Annotated in this window: 17 protein-coding genes; 11 read left to right on the forward strand and 6 right to left on the reverse strand. The window is 59.6% G+C overall.

Going from position 1 to position 19,031, the window contains the following annotated elements:
- Nucleotides 1–9: 9 nt before the first annotated feature.
- A complete protein-coding gene (locus AF71_RS06425; RefSeq protein ID WP_169680423.1) occupies nt 10–717 on the reverse strand; it encodes a GntR family transcriptional regulator in 708 nt (235 codons plus the stop codon).
- A 243-nt stretch (nt 718–960) separates the two neighbouring features.
- Complete coding sequence (locus tag AF71_RS06430) at nt 961–1,848, reverse strand: LysR substrate-binding domain-containing protein (RefSeq protein WP_210258163.1); 888 nt, start codon at nt 1,846–1,848, stop codon at nt 961–963.
- 108 nt (nt 1,849–1,956) lie between these two features.
- Between AF71_RS06430 and AF71_RS06435 the strand changes: the two genes are divergently transcribed.
- From AF71_RS06435 to AF71_RS06450, 4 genes are read left to right on the forward strand one after another with little or no spacing between them, the layout of a single operon-like run.
- Nucleotides 1,957–3,210 carry an aromatic ring-hydroxylating dioxygenase subunit alpha gene (locus AF71_RS06435; protein WP_169680424.1) on the forward strand — a complete coding sequence of 418 codons (1,254 nt, stop codon included), beginning with the start codon at nt 1,957–1,959 and terminating at the stop codon, nt 3,208–3,210.
- Entirely contained in the window at nt 3,200–4,288 is a 1,089-nt protein-coding gene (locus tag AF71_RS06440) for an FAD-binding oxidoreductase (protein ID WP_169680425.1), read from the forward strand. The genes AF71_RS06435 and AF71_RS06440 overlap by 11 nt, the downstream gene beginning before the upstream one ends.
- A 51-nt stretch (nt 4,289–4,339) precedes the next feature.
- On the forward strand, nt 4,340–5,614 hold the full coding sequence (locus tag AF71_RS06445; protein WP_169680426.1) for a Xaa-Pro peptidase family protein: 1,275 nt from the start codon (nt 4,340–4,342) through the stop codon (nt 5,612–5,614).
- 57 nt (nt 5,615–5,671) lie between these two features.
- Nucleotides 5,672–6,166 (forward strand): DUF1643 domain-containing protein, encoded by a 495-nt coding sequence (locus AF71_RS06450; protein ID WP_169680427.1) that lies wholly within the window; start codon nt 5,672–5,674, stop codon nt 6,164–6,166.
- Nucleotides 6,167–6,210: 44 nt separating this feature from the next.
- On the opposite strand, the gene AF71_RS06455 is transcribed toward AF71_RS06450, so the two are convergent.
- From AF71_RS06455 to AF71_RS06470, 4 genes are read right to left on the reverse strand one after another with little or no spacing between them, the layout of a single operon-like run.
- Nucleotides 6,211–7,161, reverse strand: a complete 951-nt coding sequence (locus tag AF71_RS06455; protein ID WP_169680428.1) for an electron transfer flavoprotein subunit alpha/FixB family protein — start codon at nt 7,159–7,161, stop codon at nt 6,211–6,213.
- Between the two features lie 25 nt (nt 7,162–7,186).
- Nucleotides 7,187–7,948 (reverse strand): electron transfer flavoprotein subunit beta/FixA family protein, encoded by a 762-nt coding sequence (locus tag AF71_RS06460; protein WP_169680430.1) that lies wholly within the window; start codon nt 7,946–7,948, stop codon nt 7,187–7,189.
- Entirely contained in the window at nt 7,945–8,580 is a 636-nt protein-coding gene (locus AF71_RS06465; protein ID WP_169680431.1) for a dimethylsulfoniopropionate lyase, read from the reverse strand. Before AF71_RS06465 ends, AF71_RS06460 begins: the two co-directional genes overlap by 4 nt.
- A 38-nt stretch (nt 8,581–8,618) precedes the next feature.
- Nucleotides 8,619–10,655 (reverse strand): NADH:flavin oxidoreductase, encoded by a 2,037-nt coding sequence (locus AF71_RS06470; RefSeq protein ID WP_169680432.1) that lies wholly within the window; start codon nt 10,653–10,655, stop codon nt 8,619–8,621.
- A 144-nt stretch (nt 10,656–10,799) separates the two neighbouring features.
- Between AF71_RS06470 and AF71_RS06475 the strand changes: the two genes are divergently transcribed.
- The 7 genes from AF71_RS06475 to AF71_RS06505 all read left to right on the forward strand — a co-directional run bounded on the left by AF71_RS06475 (nt 10,800) and on the right by AF71_RS06505 (nt 18,642).
- A complete protein-coding gene (locus AF71_RS06475) occupies nt 10,800–11,429 on the forward strand; it encodes a TetR/AcrR family transcriptional regulator (protein WP_169680433.1) in 630 nt (209 codons plus the stop codon).
- 7 nt (nt 11,430–11,436) lie between these two features.
- Nucleotides 11,437–12,231, forward strand: a complete 795-nt coding sequence (locus AF71_RS06480; RefSeq protein ID WP_169680434.1) for a pyrroline-5-carboxylate reductase dimerization domain-containing protein — start codon at nt 11,437–11,439, stop codon at nt 12,229–12,231.
- Between the two features lie 68 nt (nt 12,232–12,299).
- Nucleotides 12,300–13,301 carry an ABC transporter substrate-binding protein gene (locus tag AF71_RS06485; protein WP_169680435.1) on the forward strand — a complete coding sequence of 334 codons (1,002 nt, stop codon included), beginning with the start codon at nt 12,300–12,302 and terminating at the stop codon, nt 13,299–13,301.
- 99 nt (nt 13,302–13,400) lie between these two features.
- On the forward strand, nt 13,401–14,288 hold the full coding sequence (locus AF71_RS06490) for a proline/glycine betaine ABC transporter permease (protein ID WP_018856124.1): 888 nt from the start codon (nt 13,401–13,403) through the stop codon (nt 14,286–14,288).
- On the forward strand, nt 14,281–15,357 hold the full coding sequence (locus AF71_RS06495; protein WP_169680436.1) for a glycine betaine/L-proline ABC transporter ATP-binding protein: 1,077 nt from the start codon (nt 14,281–14,283) through the stop codon (nt 15,355–15,357). The genes AF71_RS06490 and AF71_RS06495 overlap by 8 nt, the downstream gene beginning before the upstream one ends.
- Before the next feature lie 248 nt (nt 15,358–15,605).
- Nucleotides 15,606–17,591, forward strand: coding sequence for an FAD-dependent oxidoreductase (locus AF71_RS06500; RefSeq protein WP_169680438.1), 1,986 nt, complete (start codon nt 15,606–15,608; stop codon nt 17,589–17,591).
- A 1-nt stretch (nt 17,592) separates the two neighbouring features.
- On the forward strand, nt 17,593–18,642 hold the full coding sequence (locus tag AF71_RS06505; protein ID WP_169680439.1) for an Ldh family oxidoreductase: 1,050 nt from the start codon (nt 17,593–17,595) through the stop codon (nt 18,640–18,642).
- The last annotated feature ends 389 nt before the right edge of the window (nt 18,643–19,031 follow it).

Below are 19,031 nucleotides of genomic sequence, written 5' to 3' on the forward strand. Positions count from 1 at the left end.
TGTCGGCCTCTAGAGCGTCGGCGCCTCGAGACCCTCCGGGGTGGCATACATCGCCATGTTTCTGCGAGAGAGTTCGAGATGCAGGCGCGCAAGCTCACCCGCAGCGTCGACGTCGCGCCGTTCGACGGCTTCGATCATTTCCTCGTGCTGCCTGGAAGCAAGTTCGAGCTCCTCCTGCATACGCGGCGTATTTGGATGCGTGTAGAAGATCTTCCCGATCCGGGCGTGGTCGATCTGAAGCCTGCGGAGGCTCGGAACGAGATAGACGTTGTGAGCCATTTCGCCGAGCTGGCGATGAAACTGATCGTTGTAGAACACGCGACCGTCCACATCGTTGGCATCGATCGCCTTCTGGAAGGATTGCTGGATCTGCCTGAGAGCGTCGAGTTCCGCCCGGGTCCGGTTCTCGGCGGCAAGCTTGTTTGCCGTGATGTAGATCATCGGCGCCAGAAGAAAGAAATCCCGCAGGGATTGGTAGCTCATCGAGCTGACCCGCGCAGCCCGGTTGGCCTCCAACTCGATGTAGCCTTCGCCGGCCATCTGGCGCATCAGTTCTCGCACCGGCGGGCGCGACAGGCCGAACTCCTCGCTGAGCGCCACCTCGTCCAGGACCGCGCCCGGAGCAAGCTCCATGGTCAGGATCCGTTGTCGCAGCGCAAGACCGAGGCTGGCCTTGCGGTCGATGTTCGGAGGGTCGGTGATCATGCCGTCAATCATTGGATCTCCTTTTTGAAGACATTATGTAGACATATGATAGACAGTCAAGTCACACGTCAAATTTCCTCTTCCTGGATCTGCTCAAGGAAGCTCGGACGCTAGATATCAACGACAGTTTCGGGATGGCTTCGAACGTGCTCTTGGTGCCCGGCCGGCGCGCTTGGCTGCGCAAGAAATGGCTGGGAGTCAGATTTCTTGCACGACTGGAGCCAATGGCCATTGTCGCTCAGGACGGCAGCACAATCACTTGTGAAGCGCAGCGGTAAGCCACGACGAGGCCCGGTCGATCGCCACCGTCCTTCTGGATTTCAATGGCAGCAGGACATTGTACCGGCCTTCCGGGGACAGTCTCGTCTCATCGAGCGCCACCAACGTGCCGTCATCAAGGAATGTCTGAACAAGGGTGCCCCAGCCAAGCGCAACCCCCTGACCGGCGCGCGTAGCGAAGATCGTCTCCGTGTAGTGACTGAAGCGCAGAGACGGCTTCACCTCGAAGTGCACGCCAAGTTCGGCGAGCCATTGGCCCCACGACAGCCAGGATCGGTCTTCAGCATCGGTCTCGATGAACTCGTCAGTCGCGGCCAATGGGCCGTTGCCACGCCGGTCGAGGTAGTCCGGCGAGCAGACGAGCATTATGACGTCGCCGCGCGAGGCGATCACCGTTGCGTCGTTGAAAGGTGGCAGCCCGAAACGGATGGCAAGATCGACGGCACCGCTGTCCAGATCGATTTTCGCATCCTGAGAGATGACGCGGATCTGAATGCCCGGATTCTGAGCGCGAAAATCGGCGAGCCGCGGAAGCAGCCAGAAAGACGAGAAGGCCACGGTCGCGCCGATGGTGACGACATCCTGGGCCGCCCCCTTGATGGCATCGATCGCATCGGAAATGTTCGAGAAGCTCTGCCCGAGCGACGCCCCCAGCACGAGGCAGGCGGCAGTCGGCTCGATCGCGCGGTGCTTGCGCACGAACATCGGCTGTCCCAGCTCTTCTTCCAGCAGCGCGATTTGCCTGCTGACGGCCGCCTGGGTAACCCCGAGCTCGCCTGCCGCAAGGGTAAAACTTTTTCGGCGAAGGACCGCTTCCAGCATGATCAGCGCCGTCATCGACGGCAAACGCCTGCGAAACTGCATTTCATGCCCCGTCACATTACCATTCATTATGCGAACTTGAGAATTTATGCCGTTGAAGAGCCTTGGGAGCAAGAGCAGTCTGCAGGAAGGCAAGCATAAGGGACTCTCATGCTAAACAAACTTCCCTCTTCCATCTCCGCCCTTCTCGACGCTCGCACGAACGGGCACTCGCTGCCCGCCGGTCTCTATACGCGTGAAGACGTCTTCGAAGCGGACATCGACGTTTTCTTCCACAAACACTGGATCTGCATCGGTCTCGACTGCGACGTCCCGGAAGCTGGCGATGCCACTGTCATCGACATCGGCAAGACGAGCCTCATCCTTCTGCGAGATGACGACGGCGACATTCGGGTGCTGCACAACGTCTGTCGCCACCGTGGCTCGCGCCTGTTGGACGCAGGAAAAACGATCGTTTCAAAGCTGGTCTGCCCCTATCACACCTGGACCTACGAGCTTACGGGAGAGCTCAGCTATGCTCCCCACATGGGCAAGGACTTCGACAAGGACTGTCACGGACTGAAGCCTGTGACCTTCAAGTCGATCGGCGGGCTTATCTATGTCTGCCTTTCCGACACCCCACCAGAGGACATCGACGTCCTCGAAAGCACGATGGTCGAGCGCCTTGCTCCCTACGATATCCGCAATGCGAGGGTTGCGCATCAGACTGATGTGATCGAGGAGGGCAACTGGAAGCTGACGATGGAGAACAATCGTGAGTGCTACCACTGTTCGGCAAACCATCCCGAGCTCTGCGTGTCCTTCGTCGACCTCGACTTCGGCTTTGACCCGGAAACCTTGAACCCTGAGGATCGCGCGCAGGCTGAAGAGCATTTCCGGCTGTATGAGGAGCGGACCAGGGCATGGGAGGCGGATGGCTTCCCATCTGCCGCCGTCGAGCAACTCTCCGACTGCGCCACGAATTTCCGCACGCAAAGGCTGATCATCGCCGGCGCAGGCGAGTCCCAGACCCATGACGCCACCGCCGCATCATCGCGGCTGCTCGGCCAGATGACCCGGAAGGACCTGGGGGACACACATCTCTGGGGTCACAACTCCTGGAACCACTTCATGGGCGATCATGCTGTGATCGCCATCGTGATCCCGCTGTCCGCTGGCAAGACGCTCGTGCGGACGAAGTGGCTGGTGCACAAGGATGCAGTCGAGGGCGTCGATTACGATCATGACAAGCTCACTGACGTCTGGATTGCAACAACCGACCAGGACGCTGACCTGGTGGCGCGCTCCCATGCCGGCGCGCTCGATCCTGCTTATCTGCCGGGCCCCTACTCGCAATTCTCGGAGACGAACCTCGACAAGTTCGCAATCTGGTATATCGATCGGATGCGCGCAAATGGATATTGATTTCGCACTGAAGCAGGACGGCTCAGTCTCGCGCGATACATGGGATCCCGAGCACGACGACACACTGGTGTGCCTGGACGTCCATCAGGAAACTCATGACGTCAAGAGCTTCACCTTTGCGTCGCCGCAAGGCAAGCGCTTCAGCTTCGACGGCGGGCAATACTTCCTCTTCGACTTCCCGATTGGCGATGACGCCGAGGCCCGCTGCTACAGCATCTCCTCGTCACCGCACCGCTCCAACGCTTTCACCGTGACGGTGAAGCGCGTCGTGAACGGAAGAATATCGAACTGGCTTCATGACAACATGCAAAGCGGGATGACCGTGAAGGCTCAGGGCCCGCTCGGCTATTTCGTCTGCCCGCGCGTTGCCGCGCCGAAGCTTCTGCTTCTTTCCGGCGGCTCCGGCATTACGCCAGTGATGTCCATTCTGCGCGGTCTTGCGGATCGCTGCGAGCCTGCCGACATCGTCTTTCTTCATGCCGCCCGCTCGCCGGTCGACCTGATCTTTCGCGATGAGTTGAGCTGTCTTGCGGCACGAATGAAGGGTCTTCGCCTGCAGTTTCTGCCCGAAAGCGTCGATGGAGAGCCATCCTGGCCGGGGCTGACGGGGCGCATCTCGCCCGAATTCCTGAAGCTCGCCGTGCCGGATATCGCGGAAAGAACCATAATGTGCTGCGGTCCAGCACCTTTCATGGCCGCGGCACGCTCGATCACCGCGCAACTCGGCGTGCCCCAGGGGAGCTACATCGAAGAGAGCTTCGATGCCGCCATCATCGAGGAACCGGCGGCCATCGGCGAGGCCACGATCCCAAACAAGGTTTTCCAGGTCGAGTTCGCCAAACAATCGAAAAAGATCGAGGTCGCAGACGACCAGACGGTGCTTTCCTGCGCCAAGAAATCGGGCGTGCGGCTGCCGTCATCCTGCTCCAACGGCGTCTGCGGTACCTGCAAGTCGAAGCTGGTTTCCGGTGCGGTGGACATGAACCACAATGGCGGCATAAGGCAAAGAGAGATCGATGCCGGGTTGTTCCTGCCTTGCTGCTCCAAGCCTCTCAGCGACTTGGTGATTGACCGCTAGGGCCGGCAGAGGTCCGGCACCCTACCCTTCGACAACAATGAGGGATCGACCATGCTGCTCAGCGACGGCATTTCCGACCAGGGCTCCTCGGTATTCAAGGACGAACGCAAGCAGGCCTATCTCAATCCGGCAGGAGCCGACCGGCCGCTCATCAGTCCGATCCCCCTCCAGACGCTCGATACCGCGCGGCGATATCGTCTGAACCGCCTTCGATCGAAAATGCGGGAATGGGATTGTTCGGCGCTGCTCTTATACGATCCCGTCAACATCCGTTATGCGTTCGATTCATCGAACATGAGCATCTGGACGATGCATAATCCCTCCCGATATGCACTCATTCTGGCTGATGGCCCGGCAATCATGTTCGAATTCGAGGGCGCGGAGCACGTCAATGACGGCCTTCCCGGTATCGACGAAATCCGGACGTCGAAATCCTTCCTGTTCTTCACGTCAGGCAATCTGGTCGAGCAAAGGATGCAGGATTGGGCCGACGAGATCGCGGATATCCTGACGTCCCATGGTCGCAACAAGAGGCTAGCGGTCGACAGGCTGGAACCAGCGCCGGCATCCGAGCTTCGAAAGCGCGGTTTTCAGTTGCTCGACGGCCAGGAACTGGCCGAACGAGCGCGCTCGATCAAAAGCCCCGAAGAAATCGAACTGATGCGCTGGACGATCCGGGTGTGTGAAGCCGGCATGGCTCGCATGTACGAGATGTCCGAGCCCGGACGAACCGAGCGTGAAATCTGGGCGGAGCTACACTTTGAAAACGCCCGAAGCGGCGGCGAGTGGCTCGAGACGAAGCTGTTGACCGCCGGCCCACGGACCAATCCCTGGTACCAAGAATGCTCCGACTACGTGACAAAGCGCGGCGAGATGATCTCTTTCGATACCGACATGATCGGACCATACGGGTATTGCGCCGACCTCTCGCGCTCATGGACCTGCGGCCATGTGGCAATGAATGACAGGCAAAGGGAGCTCTATTCCGCAGCACTGGACCAGATCGAGCACAACCTGTCGATCATTCGTCCCGGCATGACATTCGTCGAATTCAACGAAAGGAGCTGGCGCATTCCTGAAAAGTACCAGCCTTATCGCTATACTCTGGCAGTGCATGGGACAGGAATGGCCGACGAATGGCCCGGCATCCTGCTCCACCCCGATTTCGACCAGAACTTCGGCGGTTTCATTGAAGAGAACATGGTTCTCAATGTCGAAAGTCTGATCGCGGAGGCAGGCTCGGAGAGCATAAAGCTGGAAACTCAAGTGCTTGTCACATCCCGTGGGGTGGAGCGGCTGGACTCTTTCCCCTGGGAGGACATCTGAAGCAGTGGGTGCGCCCGGTCTGGCAACGCATCAGATTGGCAGATAACGGAAAGGCGAATGAGCGACTTCACCATCTCGTCTGCACTGGTTTCAGAATGTGGCTGCTACCGATACCGGCTGGAGCGACAGTGGGACCCTCGGAAGGAAGCCGTTGGCTTCCTGATGCTCAATCCGTCCACCGCCGACGCCCACAGCGTCGATCCGACGCTTCGCAGATGTATCGCCTTTGCAAGATCATGGGGGTTCGGTGGTCTTGTTATCGGAAATCTCTTTGCTCTCCGATCGCCCAAGCCAAGACTGATCTACGAATGCGCGGACCCCGTGGGGCCGGAAAACGATCGCTACTTGCGTAAGATGCCCGAAAGCTGCGAGCGCATCGTCTGCGGTTGGGGAAGACATGGCGCCTACCTTGATCGAGCCTCCGGCGTTTGTCGAATGCTTGCAACATCGAAGCTCTACGCGCTTGAGGTCACGGCGGGCGGGTACCCGTCCCACCCGCTCTATATTTCCGCCGCAGCCGAGCCAAAGCCATTCCAAATCGTAAACCAGTGACTTTCCCCAGCCGCACCCGATCGACAAGGCGCATTATCGCTGGGCTAGACGGACTGCCCCAGTTCCGGCAGGACGTCGAAGAGATCGGCGACGAGGCCGTAGTCGGCAACCTGGAAGATCGGGGCCTCCTCGTCCTTGTTGATGGCGACGATGACCTTCGAATCCTTCATGCCGGCAAGGTGCTGGATGGCACCCGAGATGCCGCAGGCGATGTAGAGATCAGGGGCGACCACCTTGCCGGTCTGGCCGACCTGCCAGTCGTTCGGCGCGTAGCCGGCATCGACGGCAGCGCGCGAGGCGCCGACGGCGGCCCCGAGCCTGTCGGCGACCGGCAGGATGACTTCCCTGAACTTCTCGGCAGAGCCGAGGGCACGGCCACCGGAGATGATGATCTTCGCAGACGTCAGTTCCGGACGGTCGGAGGCCGACAGCGCGTCCTTGACGAAGGTCGACAGTGGCGATGAAGAAAGAGCTGCCGTCGAGATTTCCTCGACGGCAGCAGTTAGGCCTTGGGGAACGGCCTGGGAGAACGAGGCGGTGCGCACGGTGATGACTCGTCTGGCGTCGGTCGCCTGCACCGTCTGGATGGCGTTGCCGGCATAGATCGGCCGCTTGAAGGTGTCAGCGGAGACCACCTCTGTTATCTCGGAGACCTGCGCGACATCGAGCAGGGCGGCGACGCGCGGCATGACGTTCTTGCCGGTCGAGGTGGCGGCGGCGATGATCGTATCATAGCTTGCGGCCAGCGAAACGATCAGGGCGGCCAGCGGCTCGGCCAGATTGTTGGCAAGGCTTGCGTCCTCGGCAACCAGCACCTTGGACACGCCCGAGAGCTTGGCAGCCTGTTCGGCTGCAGCCTTGGCGCCGGCGCCGGCGACAAGCACGGTCACTTCGCTTCTCTGTTCCTTGGCGATCTGTGTCGCCGCCGTCAGCGTCTTGGCGGTCTGGTCGGAAAGGTGGCTGCCGTCGTGATCAGCCAGAAGAAGAATGGCCATGGATATATCTCCCTTTCTCGAACCTTTAGAGCACGCCGGCTTCGACTTTAAGCTTCTCGACCAGCTCGGCGACCGACTTGACCTTGACGCCCGCGTTGCGGCCGGACGGCTCCTCGGTCTTCAGCACCTTCAGACGTGGCGCGGTGGAAACGCCGAAGTCGGCCGGCGTCTTCTTGTCGAGCGGCTTCTTCTTCGCCTTCATGATGTTCGGCAGCGAGGCGTAGCGCGGCTCGTTCAAGCGCAGATCTGATGTGACGACGGCCGGCAGCTTGACCTCGATCGTCTGCAGGCCGCCATCGACCTCGCGGGTTACCTGGGCCTTGCCCCCAGGGCCAGCAGCTTCGATCTCGATCTTCGAGGCGAAGGTCGCCTGCGCCGCGCCGAGCAGCGCCGCCAGCATCTGGCCGGTCTGGTTGGAGTCGTCATCGATCGCCTGCTTGCCTGTGATGATCAGGCCCGGCTGTTCGGCGTCGACGACGCCCTTGAGGATCTTGGCCACAGTGAGCGGCTCGACGGCATCGTCAGTCTCCACCAGGATGGCGCGGTCGGCACCCATGGCAAGTGCTGTGCGCAGCGTCTCTTCGGCCTTGGCCGGACCGATCGAGACGACGATCACCTCCTCGGCCTTGCCGGCTTCCTTCAGCCGCAACGCCTCCTCGACCGAGATCTCGTCGAACGGGTTCATCGACATCTTCACATTCGAAAGTTCGACGCCTGTGCCATCCGGCTTCACGCGGATCTTCACGTTGTAATCAACCACCCGCTTGACGGGGACGAGAATTTTCATGGCAGCACCTGTCCGTTAGAGTTCGGGGTCGAACCAACGCCTCGTTCGGGCAGGAGCACCCAGAACGCAAACAGCGGCTGATCCGTCGATCGCATGGCATGCCTTATCCCTGGCGGGTTGTAGAAGGATCCGCCGATACCCGGTGAGAACCAGCCAGAGTCCCCATGCCGGAACTCTCCCTCGGACATCACCAGATAGATTTCTTCGGGGGCATGGTCGTGATCGGGATATCGCACATTCGGCGCCATCAATGTGGCACCAAACCAGACGTCGTTGCGCTCCTCCAAGCCTCCCGGCCCGACGATCATCGCGTTCGCATGCCCGTCCTGAAAGTTTTCGCTTGCGGTGCCGGATAAGTCCTGGCGATGCCGCCAGATAAGGAGGGGTTCAACTGCCTGGAAGCGCGCGAGGAGTTCCCCAAGCACCGGCGAACCGACGTCGACCGAAATCTTCGGCAAGAACTGGCACACCGGTAGCTGTCGCCCGTTTTCCGACAGCTGTCCGCCTGACGTCTGAAGCACCGAAAATGCCTGACCGAGCGAACGGCGGGCTTCCGGATCCCTGGCATATTCATCGAACGCCACATCGGCGGCGTCGATTAGAAGCTGTAGCTGTTCGGCCCGTTGTGCCACTGACAAACCTCCGTCTGCTAGGACGCGTCTTTCGTGGTCTAGAGATCCTTCGCGATGCGCAGGCCATCGTAGATGGCTGCATGGGTATTGCGCGCTGCGACCGCATCGCCGATGCGGAAGAGCTGGAATGTCCCCTCCACATTGCGGACGACGGACTGCCGCTCGCCTGACAGGAGTTGGTCGTACGAGGTCTCGCCGAGATTGCTCGACAGAGGCTTGAGGTCGAAATAGAGGTCGTCGAGCGGGATCGTGCCATGGTTGACGACAATCTGGTCGACGACGCGCTGTTTCGATACGCCGCCGTAATCACTTCCGACGCTGGCAATGATCTGGTTCCCGTTCCTTTCGGCGGCCTCGAGGCGGAATGTAACTGTGAATGTCACATCCAGCTTCTGAAGAGATCGCATGTAAGGAACAAGGTTCATGGCCATGACCTCGGGCGCGAAGGAACGATCGGGCGTCATGATCTCGACCTTTGCTCCGGCCTTGGCCAGAAATTCGGCGGCCTGCAGGCCCGCGTGGTCTCCGGCATCGTCGAAGACGAGAACGTTCGAACCCGGCTTCACGTCTCCTGAGATGATATCCCAGGACGACACGACAAGATCGTTGCCCTTGGTCAGAACCTCCGTGTGAGGAAGGCCGCCTGTCGCGATGATGACGACGTCTGGCTTCTCCGCGGTGATCGTGTCTTCTTCGGCCCATGTATTGAAATGGAAGACGACGCCGTATTTTTCGCACTGGGCCATCCGCCAGTCGATGATGCTGATCATCTCTCGGCGACGTTCGCTCTGGGCGGTCAGCCGGATCTGTCCACCCGGATTGCTTGCCGCCTCGAAGACGATCACCTCGTGACCGCGCTCGGCGGCGACGCGAGCGGCTTCGAGTCCGGCCGGGCCAGCGCCGACTACGACAATTTTCCTGCGAACTTCGGCCTTTGGGACGACGTGGGGCATCGTCTCCTCTCGTCCGGTGGCGGCGTTGTGGATACAGAACGCCATGCCGCCCTGATAGATGCGGTCAAGACAGTAATTGGCGCCGACGCACGGCCGAATGTCCTCTTCCCGTTTCTCAATGATCTTGCGGACGATGTGAGGATCGGTCATGTGCGCACGCGTCATGCCGACCATGTCGACCTTCCCGGCCGCAATTGCGTGACGAGCCGTGGCGACATCGGGGATCTTGGCGGCATGGAAGGTTGGGAAGTTGGTCGCCGCCCTGATTTCCCCGGCAAAGTCGAGGTGGGGCGAATTGGCCATTCCCTGGATCGGAATGACATCCGTCAGCCCCGGATCCGTGTCGATATGGCCACGAATGACGTTCAGGTAGTCGATAAGGCCGCTGTCACGAAGCCTGCGGGAGATTTCAATGCCCTCTTCCTTGCCGTTGCCGCCAGGAAGGCGTTCGTCAGCGGTGTAGCGGACACCAAGGATGAAGTCGTTGCCGACTCTCTCGCGCATCGCCTTGAAGACATCGAGACAGAAGCGCATGCGGTTTTCGAGCGATCCGCCGTAAGGGCCCTCAAGTTCGTTGGTCAATGGCGAAGCGAACTGGTCGATCAGATGGCCGTAGGCCTCGAGTTCAACGCCGTCCATCCCGCCGGCTTTCATGCGTTCGGCGGCGTCGGCAAAGTCCTTGATGATGCGCTCGATATCCCAATCTTCCAGCTTCTTCGGAAATGCTCGATGGGCAGCTTCGCGGTGGTGAGATGGAGCAACGACGGGAAGCCAGTCGCCCTTGTCCCAGCGCGTTCGCCTGCCGAGGTGCGTGAGCTGGATCATGATCGCAGCGCCCTCTTCGTGGACGGCGTCCGTCATCTCCCTGACCCAGGGTACGATCTCGTCCTTGTACGCCAGGAGATTGTTGAAGACCGGTGGACTGTCCTTGGACACGGCTGCGGATCCGGCAGTCATTGTCATGGCAACGCCGCCTTTGGCCCGCTCGACCGTATAGGCCCGGTAGCGCTCCTTGGGCATGCCATCCTCGGGATAGGCCGGCTCATGGGATGTCACGATGATGCGGTTGCGTAACGTCAGATGCTTGAGTTGATACGGCTGCAGCAGGGGATCGTTCGACATCTGTCATGCTCCGAATTAGGAAGTGGTCCGAACGCTAGGCGGAATGTACACATGTGTCAACGACGAAAACACGACAGTCAAATTTAATCGACAGTCATGTACATTTTGATTGTGCGGAGCTTAACGATTTGCTAGGAATTGAACATGGACCAGAATTTGAGCGACAGTGGCTGGCGTGGATCGCAGGAGGGATGGCTCGAGGCAGCCTATGACTCCCTGCTGGAGTCCGGGATAGACTCCGTGAAGATCCTGCCCCTGGCAAAGAAGCTCAACCTGTCGCGCACCAGCTTCTATTGGTTCTTCAAGGATCGCGAAGAGCTTCTGGACGGGTTGGTCTCGCGCTGGCGGGAGAAGAATACAGGTTCGATCGTCAAGCAGTCGGAAGCCTATGCGGAGACCCTGGCGGAAGCGATGCTGAACGTCTTCGACTGCTGGCTGGACAGCCGGCTGTTCGACAGCAAGTTCGAGTTTGCCGTGCGAAGCTGGGCGCTACAGTCGGAGGAGATCCTTCAGGAGGTTCAAGAGGCCGATCGAACGCGGATGGACGCGCTTGCCAGCATGTTCAAACGCTTTGGCCATCCAGAAATCGGCGCGGATGTTCGCGCACGGACAACCTACCTCGTTCAGATCGGCTATATTTCAATGCAGTCGAACGAAAGTATCAGCGTCCGCATGAAGCGCATCCCCGAATATATCGCAATCTACACGGGTGAAATTCCGCAGCAGCGCGAGCTTGACCGGTTCTTTGCTAGACATAGCTACAAGCCAGGCTAGGGATGAGATGAGCGGAAAAGCAAGGATCGGGATCATTGGTGGCGCAGGTTGGCTTGGCGGTTCCATCGCAGAGGCGATCCTTCGCACAGGCCTCGCCGATCCTGACGATCTGACGCTCTCCTATCGCCGCTCTCGGCCAGACCGCTTCGCCGCCTCACACTGGACAACGGACAATCAGCTCCTTGCAGACCGTTCGGATGTGGTGATCTTGTCTGTGCGCCCGGAAGACTGGGCTTCGGTGCCTGTGATGCTGGAGCGCAAGCTCCTGATCTCGGTCATGGCTGGTATTCGCATCTCGGCGCTCATCGAAAGACATGCGACCGAAAGAGTTGTCAGAGCCCTCCCCAACGCTGCCGCCGAAGTCTCATGTTCCTACACACCCTGGATGGCATCGGCCGGTGTCGATACGGATGATCGCAGTCTGGTGCGAAAGATCTTTGGCGCCTGTGGTGTCGAAGACGAAGTGGGCATCGAAACGCAGATCGATTACCTGACGGGCATGTCTGGCACCGGCCCCGCCTTTCCCGCGCTCCTTGCCGCGGCAATGATGAAGCACGCGATCAGTCAAGGTTTGCCTGGGGAGATTGCCCGGCGAGCTGTCCTGACGATGCTGACGGGAACCGGACGCCTGCTGGAACGACAGCAGGACGACCCGGCCGAGATCGTCAATCGCTTTCTCGAATATCGCGGCGTGACCGCGGCGGGCATTGAAGAGATGCGCGCTTCGGGCTTCGACGATGCTGTTTCCAATGGCTTGTCCGCAGCCTTCAAGAAATCGGTGAGTATGGGAGACGCTTCCTAACGACCGTTGCAGCGGGTTTTCGCGGCGTCCCGCTCAGGAATACATGCCGCTAAAAAAAGGGAACGATAATGACCAAGTTATTGGCTTCTACGTGCATGGTATTTGGGCTGCTGGGAGTGGCCTCTTACGCAAATGCAGCAGAGTGTGGCAGCGTCACAATCGCGAGCATGAACTGGCAGAGTGCCGAAGTCCTGTCGAATCTGGATAAGATCATCCTGAACGAGGGATATGGCTGCCAGGCGGAAATCACTGTGGGTGATACCGTTCCAACGATCACGTCGATGGCGGAGAAGGGCGAACCCGACATCGCTCCCGAAGCCTGGATAGACCTTCTTCCTGAGGTCGTGAAGAAGGGCACAGATGAGGGACGAATCATCAAGGTCGGTTCGCCACTTCCCGATGGAGGCATCCAGGGTTGGTGGATCCCCAAATATCTGGCGGACGCCCATCCTGATGTAAAAACGATTCCTGACATGCTCAAGCACCCGGAATTGTTCCCGGACGCGGAAGACGCCTCGAAGGGAGCAATTTACAACGGACCGCAGGGCTGGGGCGGCACGGTGGTCACGTCGCAGCTCTTCAAGGCGTTCGATGCTGAAAAGGCGGGCTTCAAGCTCGTGGACACTGGTTCCGGCGCGGGCCTCGATGGCTCGATCGCAAAGGCATACGAGCGCAAGCAGGGCTGGGTCGGCTACTACTGGGCCCCGACGGCTTTGCTTGGCAAGTATGAAATGGTGAAGCTCGAAGCCGGCGTCCCAGCCGACGCTGCCGAGTGGAAACGCTGCAATACCGTTGCTGACTGTGCCGATCCGAAGCCGAACGCATGGCCGGTCGATACAATCGTCACGCTCGTTGCAAAGCCATTCTCCGAAAAGGCCGGGCCCGATGTGATGGCCTACCTGGAGAAACGCTCGTGGAGCAATGACACCGTCAACAAGCTGATGGCATGGATGACGGACAATCAGGCGAGCGGCGAGGACGGTGCCAAGCACTTCCTGAAGGAAAACAAAGACATCTGGGCAAAGTGGGTGTCGGAAGACGCAGCAAAGAAAATCGAAGCCTCGCTTTGATTGTTGAATGGGCGGCGCGTTTTGACACGCGCCGCCACTTCAGAAGCCGGAAAACAACCAGAAGACTTGTCACGGCTCTTTCAGAGAAAGGGGAACCGAATGGAATGGTTTTACAAATTTCCGCACATGAATGACGACAGTCTTCGCGACCTCAAGAAGATGATTGACGACGGATTTCGCGCCTTCACGAGGGCATACGGCGATTCAATCGAGAGCTTCTTTTCTCCGTTGCAACACTTCCTGATCGCCGTCGACCGCTTCATGACCCAAACGCCGTGGCCGATCATAACGCTGATGGTCCTCGTTGTTGCGTGGCTCGGAAGCCGCAGCTTGAAGATCGTGCTGGGCTGTCTCGTGACGTTGCTGCTCATCGGCTACTTCGACATGTGGGAAGACACGATGCGGACCGTGTCGATGATCTTCGTCTGCACGGTCTTGTCCATCGCGCTCGGCTTGCCCATCGGGATCGTGATGGCGCGATCCGACCGGTTCCAGCGCGTCGTCCATCCGATCCTCGACGTGATGCAGACCATGCCGAGTTTCGTCTATCTCATCCCCGTCGTCATGCTGCTCGGGATTGGCCGTGTTCCCGGTCTCATCGCCGTCGTGATCTATGCAATTCCGCCGATGATCCGATTGACCGACCTCGGCATTCGACTGGTCGACAAGGACGTGCTTGAGGCAGCTGACGCCTTCGGGGTTTCAAATTCCCAGAAGCTTTTCAAGGTGCAGATGCCGCTTGCCCTGCCAACCATCATGGCCGGGATCAACCAGACCATCATGATGGCGCTGGCAATGGTCGTGATAGCCTCGATGATCGGCGTCCAGGGCCTTGGACAACCGGTCCTGAAGGCGATCGCCAATCAGTACTTCACACTGGGCATTTTCAACGGCCTTGCCATTGTCGGCATTGCTATCATCTTCGATCGGGTCAGCCAGGCATATGGCAAGCGGCTCCAGAAGCATCGGGAGATCGTTCATGGGTGATCACGATTTCGGCGGCATCAAGATCCGCCATCTCTTCAAGATCTTCGGTCCGAACGCGAGATCGCACATCGAGGCGGTCCAGAACGGACTGACAAAGGCCGAGTTGAACCGGAAGCACGGTCACGTACTTGGGCTTCGCGATATCAATATCGAAATGCCGTCGGGCTCCATCCAGGTCATCATGGGCCTGTCCGGCTCGGGGAAGTCGACGCTCATTCGTCACATCAACCGACTGATCGATCCGACCGCTGGCGAAGTGCTTGTCGACGGCGTGGACGTGGTCAAGATGGATGAGACCGAGCTTCGCACATTCCGCCGGCATCAGACGGCGATGGTGTTTCAGAAGTTCGCCCTCCTGCCGCATCGCAACGTTCTCGACAACACGCTATTCGGCTTAGAAGTCCAGGGTGTGGAGCGTTCGAAGGCAGTCGACGTGGCGATGCGATGGCTGGAGCGCGTCGGATTGAAGGGCTTCGAGGAGAAATACCCAAACCAGCTTTCGGGCGGGATGCAGCAGCGCGTCGGCCTGGCGCGCGCCCTTTCGAATGACGCACCCGTTCTCTTGATGGATGAGGCCTATTCCGCGCTCGATCCGCTGATCCGCACGGATATGCAGTCGGTGCTGCTCGACATCCAGCGGGAGATCAAGAAGACCATTGTCTTCATCACGCATGATCTCGACGAGGCGCTGAGACTGGGAGACCAGATCGCCATCCTGCGCGATGGCGAAATCATCCAGCAAGGCAGCAGTCAGGACATCGTGTTGCGACCGGCAGACGAATACGTCGCCAACTTCGTCAAGGAGGTCAACCGCGGCCGCGTGGTTCAGGTCAGCGCCATCATGAGTCCGATGCGACCCGGAGCTGCCGTCAGCGGTGTCACCGTCGATGCCACGACGACGGTCGAGGAGGCCGTTCGCCTGCTTGCGTCGGTTCCGGATGGCGATGTGACCGTCATCGGGCAAGGATCTCGTCCCGTCGGGATGGTCACCTTCCGCCAGCTTGCGACCGCGATGGTCAACTCGGATACGGTCCAACCGCGCGAGGATGCCATTGCAATCGCGCAGTAAGGCTCCCGCGAAGAGGTCCGGCCCTGATGTCCGCTGAACGCGTGCGCGGAATTCATCGCGAGTTCCGTGCCCACACTTCCCCAAGGGATAATCGTTCGGCCCGTCAGGCCCCCTCAAAGCAAGTTCAGTCCAGACAAAGACGCGTGGCGCCTCCCTCCGCCAGGTGTCAATGGATCCTGCCCAAGGCCACGGCGTCGATAAGACCGTCATAGCCACAACCTAGCAACGACCTACATCCGGGAGCGGCCATGCCCGAAAAGTTTCCCCGCCTCTTCAGTCCGCTTCAGATTCGTGGGCACACGCTCCGCAATCGCATCGTGTTTGGCGCTCACACCGCGAACATGGCTGTCGACGGGCTGCCGACGGAGCGCCATGTCGCCTACTACGCCGAGCGTGCTATCGGCGGCGCCGGGATGATTGTCGTCGAACCGATGCCGGTCCATGCTGCCGCGGTTCTGACGCAAAGAAACTTCCGTCATTGCGACGATAGCGTGATTCCGCACTTTGCCAGGCTTGTTCGCGCCATCAAGGAGAATGGAGCCGTCGCAATCCAGCAGCTCTACCACGTCGGGGCGCATGGCGACTCCGACAACTCCTTTCATCCCCATTGGTCGCCGTCCGGTCTGCCGAGCTACCACGATAGTGACGGCTCGCATCCAATGACGGAAGAGGAGATCTGGGAGACGATCGACGGGTTTGTTCAGGCGGCGCGCCGATGTCGCGAGGCCGGCTTCGACGGTGTCGAAGTATGGGCAGCCTATCTGGGGATGGTCGACCAATTCTGGACGCCTTGGAGCAATCGACGCGAAGACCAGTGGGGAGGCTCGCTCGAAAACCGCACGCGCATGTCTCGCGAGATTCTCTCCCGAATCAGAGAGACATGCGGACCAGATTTCATCATAGGCCTCGCAGTCAGCGACGAGCCGGATGTGAAGGCCGCGCTGCAGCGAGACGAGCTCGCGGAGATCGTGAAGCTGCACGACGAGCTCGGCCTGATGGACTATGTCACATGCGGGTCTGGTGGATACCTCGACTTCTACAAGCTCATGCCGACATTCATTTATCCTGAAAAGCTCGGCGCCGATCTTGCCGCCTGCCTCAAGAAGGTCGTGAGAAATTCCGCCGTCATTGCCGAAAGCCATATCCGAACACCTGAAAATGCGGAGACAGTTCTTGGCGAAGGCGCGTGCGACCTTGTGTCGATCGTTCGTGGACAGATCGCCGACCCTCACCTGGCACGCAAGGCCGGTGAAGGCCGCCCCGAAGACATCCGCGGCTGCATATCCTGCAACCAGATGTGCTGGGGGCGCCGTTCCCGGGACTACTGGATAAGCTGTCTGATCAATCCTTCGGCGGGACGAGAATTCGAATGGAAAGGCGATCGCTTCACCAAGACATCCAATCCAAAACGCGTATTTGTCATCGGTGGCGGCCCGGCGGGGCTCGAAGCGGCAAGGGTAGCGGCTGAACGCGGCCACAGGGTCGTCCTCTCGGAAGCCGGAACGCGTCTCGGTGGCAATTTCCTGCTCGCCGGCCTGCAGCCGAGGCGTGCCCAGATCCTTGATCTGCTTGCCTGGTATGAACGCCAACTGGAAAAGCTTGGCGTTGACGTCAGACTGAATAGCTATGTGGAAGCAGATGACATCGACCCGTCGAAGGTGGACGTCGTGATCGTCGCGACCGGCTCCTATTCTCCGGAGACCGGGTTCCAGAAGGCATTGCCGACGATTGCGGCGATGCCGGGGCTAGACAAGGGCGGCGTGTTCACCGTCGAGGCAGTCATGGCAAGGCAGGCAAGGCCAGGCAAGCACGTCCTTCTCTTGGACGAGGGCGGCGGATGGCGCGGTTGCGGGACGGCCTGGAAGCTGGCGGAGGACGGCCATCAGGTCACGATCGTCACACCCGACCCGTTCGTCGGAAAGGAGCTTCAAAGAACGGCTGCCGATGTTCCGATGCGGCAGGCTTTGAAAAAGCTTGGCGTGCAGTGGATCACGGAGGTCAGCATCACTGAATGGTACGGAAACGGTGCAACGCTTCTGGATCACAACACCGGTGAGCGCAACTTTGTAGAGGCGGACAGCCTGGTCAGCGCAACGACAAATCATCCGATGGACTGGCTGATGCCAGGTCTGCTCGAACTGGGTGTTCCCGCGCGACAGATCGGCGATTGCGCGGCACCGCGGCAAGCTCCTTACGCCTTCTACGAAGGCAGAAAAGCAGGATTGGAGATCTGACATGTCCGAGGAGATCGTGCTCAAAAGGAAGGACGCCGAGGAACTTGCAATGAAGGCGTGCCTGGCCTCCGGCGCGGCTCGCGCGTGCGCACGCTCTCTCGTGGACGCCACGCTTTCGGCGGCAAGCTACGGTCCCCCTACCCTCGGGTTTCCGCACTTCGTGGATTATCTCGATGGATTTCGCGAGGGACGAATAAATCGCGAGCCCAAGCCGCGATTGGACCGCGCCTTCCCCGCATTTCTCGTTTCCGATGCAGATCGCGGCATCGCTCAGCTAGGCTTCGATCTCGCTTTTAAAGATCTGCTCGACGCGGTTCGCAGTTTTGGAGTTGCTGTCTTCACGCAAACCAACAGCTACACCACCGGCGAACTCGGATACTACGTCCGCAGACTTTGCAATGAGGGTGTGATTGGACTGGCGGCGACCAACGCAAATGCCATGATGGTCGCGCAAGCCGGCGGACCTGTCGTCTACAGCACAAATCCGATGGCATTCGGATTTCCGCTCGGCGAGCACATGCCGCCCATGATCATCGATCAGGCGTCGAGCGCCACCGCCTTCGTCAACATCGTCAGAGCGGCCGAAGAGAATGACCCAATCCCGAAGGGTTGGGCAGTCGACGCAAGCGGCAACGCGACTGAGGATGCGGAAGAGGCGCTGACGGGAGCTCTGTTGCCCTTCGGCGGCCGCAAAGGAGCCAATGTAGCGCTGCTGGTGGAGATGCTGTCTGCTGGCCTTTCCGGTGGCCCCTGGTCTCTGGACACGCCGGATTTCAGGTCGGGGACCACGTCGCCCGCGGTGGGGCTCAGCGTGATTGCAATCATGCCCGGTCCGGGAGCTGACGGACGGATCGAGCGGGCACTTCGCCAAGTCGAACGCCTGCAAGAAAAAAGCGTGTTCGTGCCGGGCGTTACGGGAGTTAATTCTACTCACACATCAGGAGAATTCTCCATCCCCCGAAGCGTATATGAAAAGATCGCCACCATCGCCAAGCCAGCTTTAGACGGGGAGCCCTCCAACCGCAAACATTGCGACGGCTATCCAAAATAGCAGACACACTTCTGTCGCAACCAAGTAGCCCATTGCACGATCGCTCATCATCCCCTCCTCGACCGCGCTGCGTTGAAGCGCTCACTCGGCTAAGATATGCCTTTGTCGCCAGGCGATATCGCGCTTACGCAGCAACTCGATAGACCGCTTTCGAAGAGTGGAAATGTTGATGTCTACGAGCACTCATTCCCGGCCACCCTTCGAACTCCTCACACACTTCCAGGGGACCGGACCTTTTTTTGGCACGGTTGAATGCCCCTGCTGTATGCCGAGCTTCGATCGATCTCACTCCCTCAACCGAAGCCTGCTAGAAAGGTAGAATCCAGCATGGCGCCGCACCACCAACCAGCGCGCGAATTTCGACAATGCCACACTGTTTTCGTTAAGGC

This window comes from Rhizobium sp. 57MFTsu3.2 (assembly GCF_012932765.1).
GTDB classification, from domain to species: domain Bacteria; phylum Pseudomonadota; class Alphaproteobacteria; order Rhizobiales; family Rhizobiaceae; genus Rhizobium; species Rhizobium altiplani.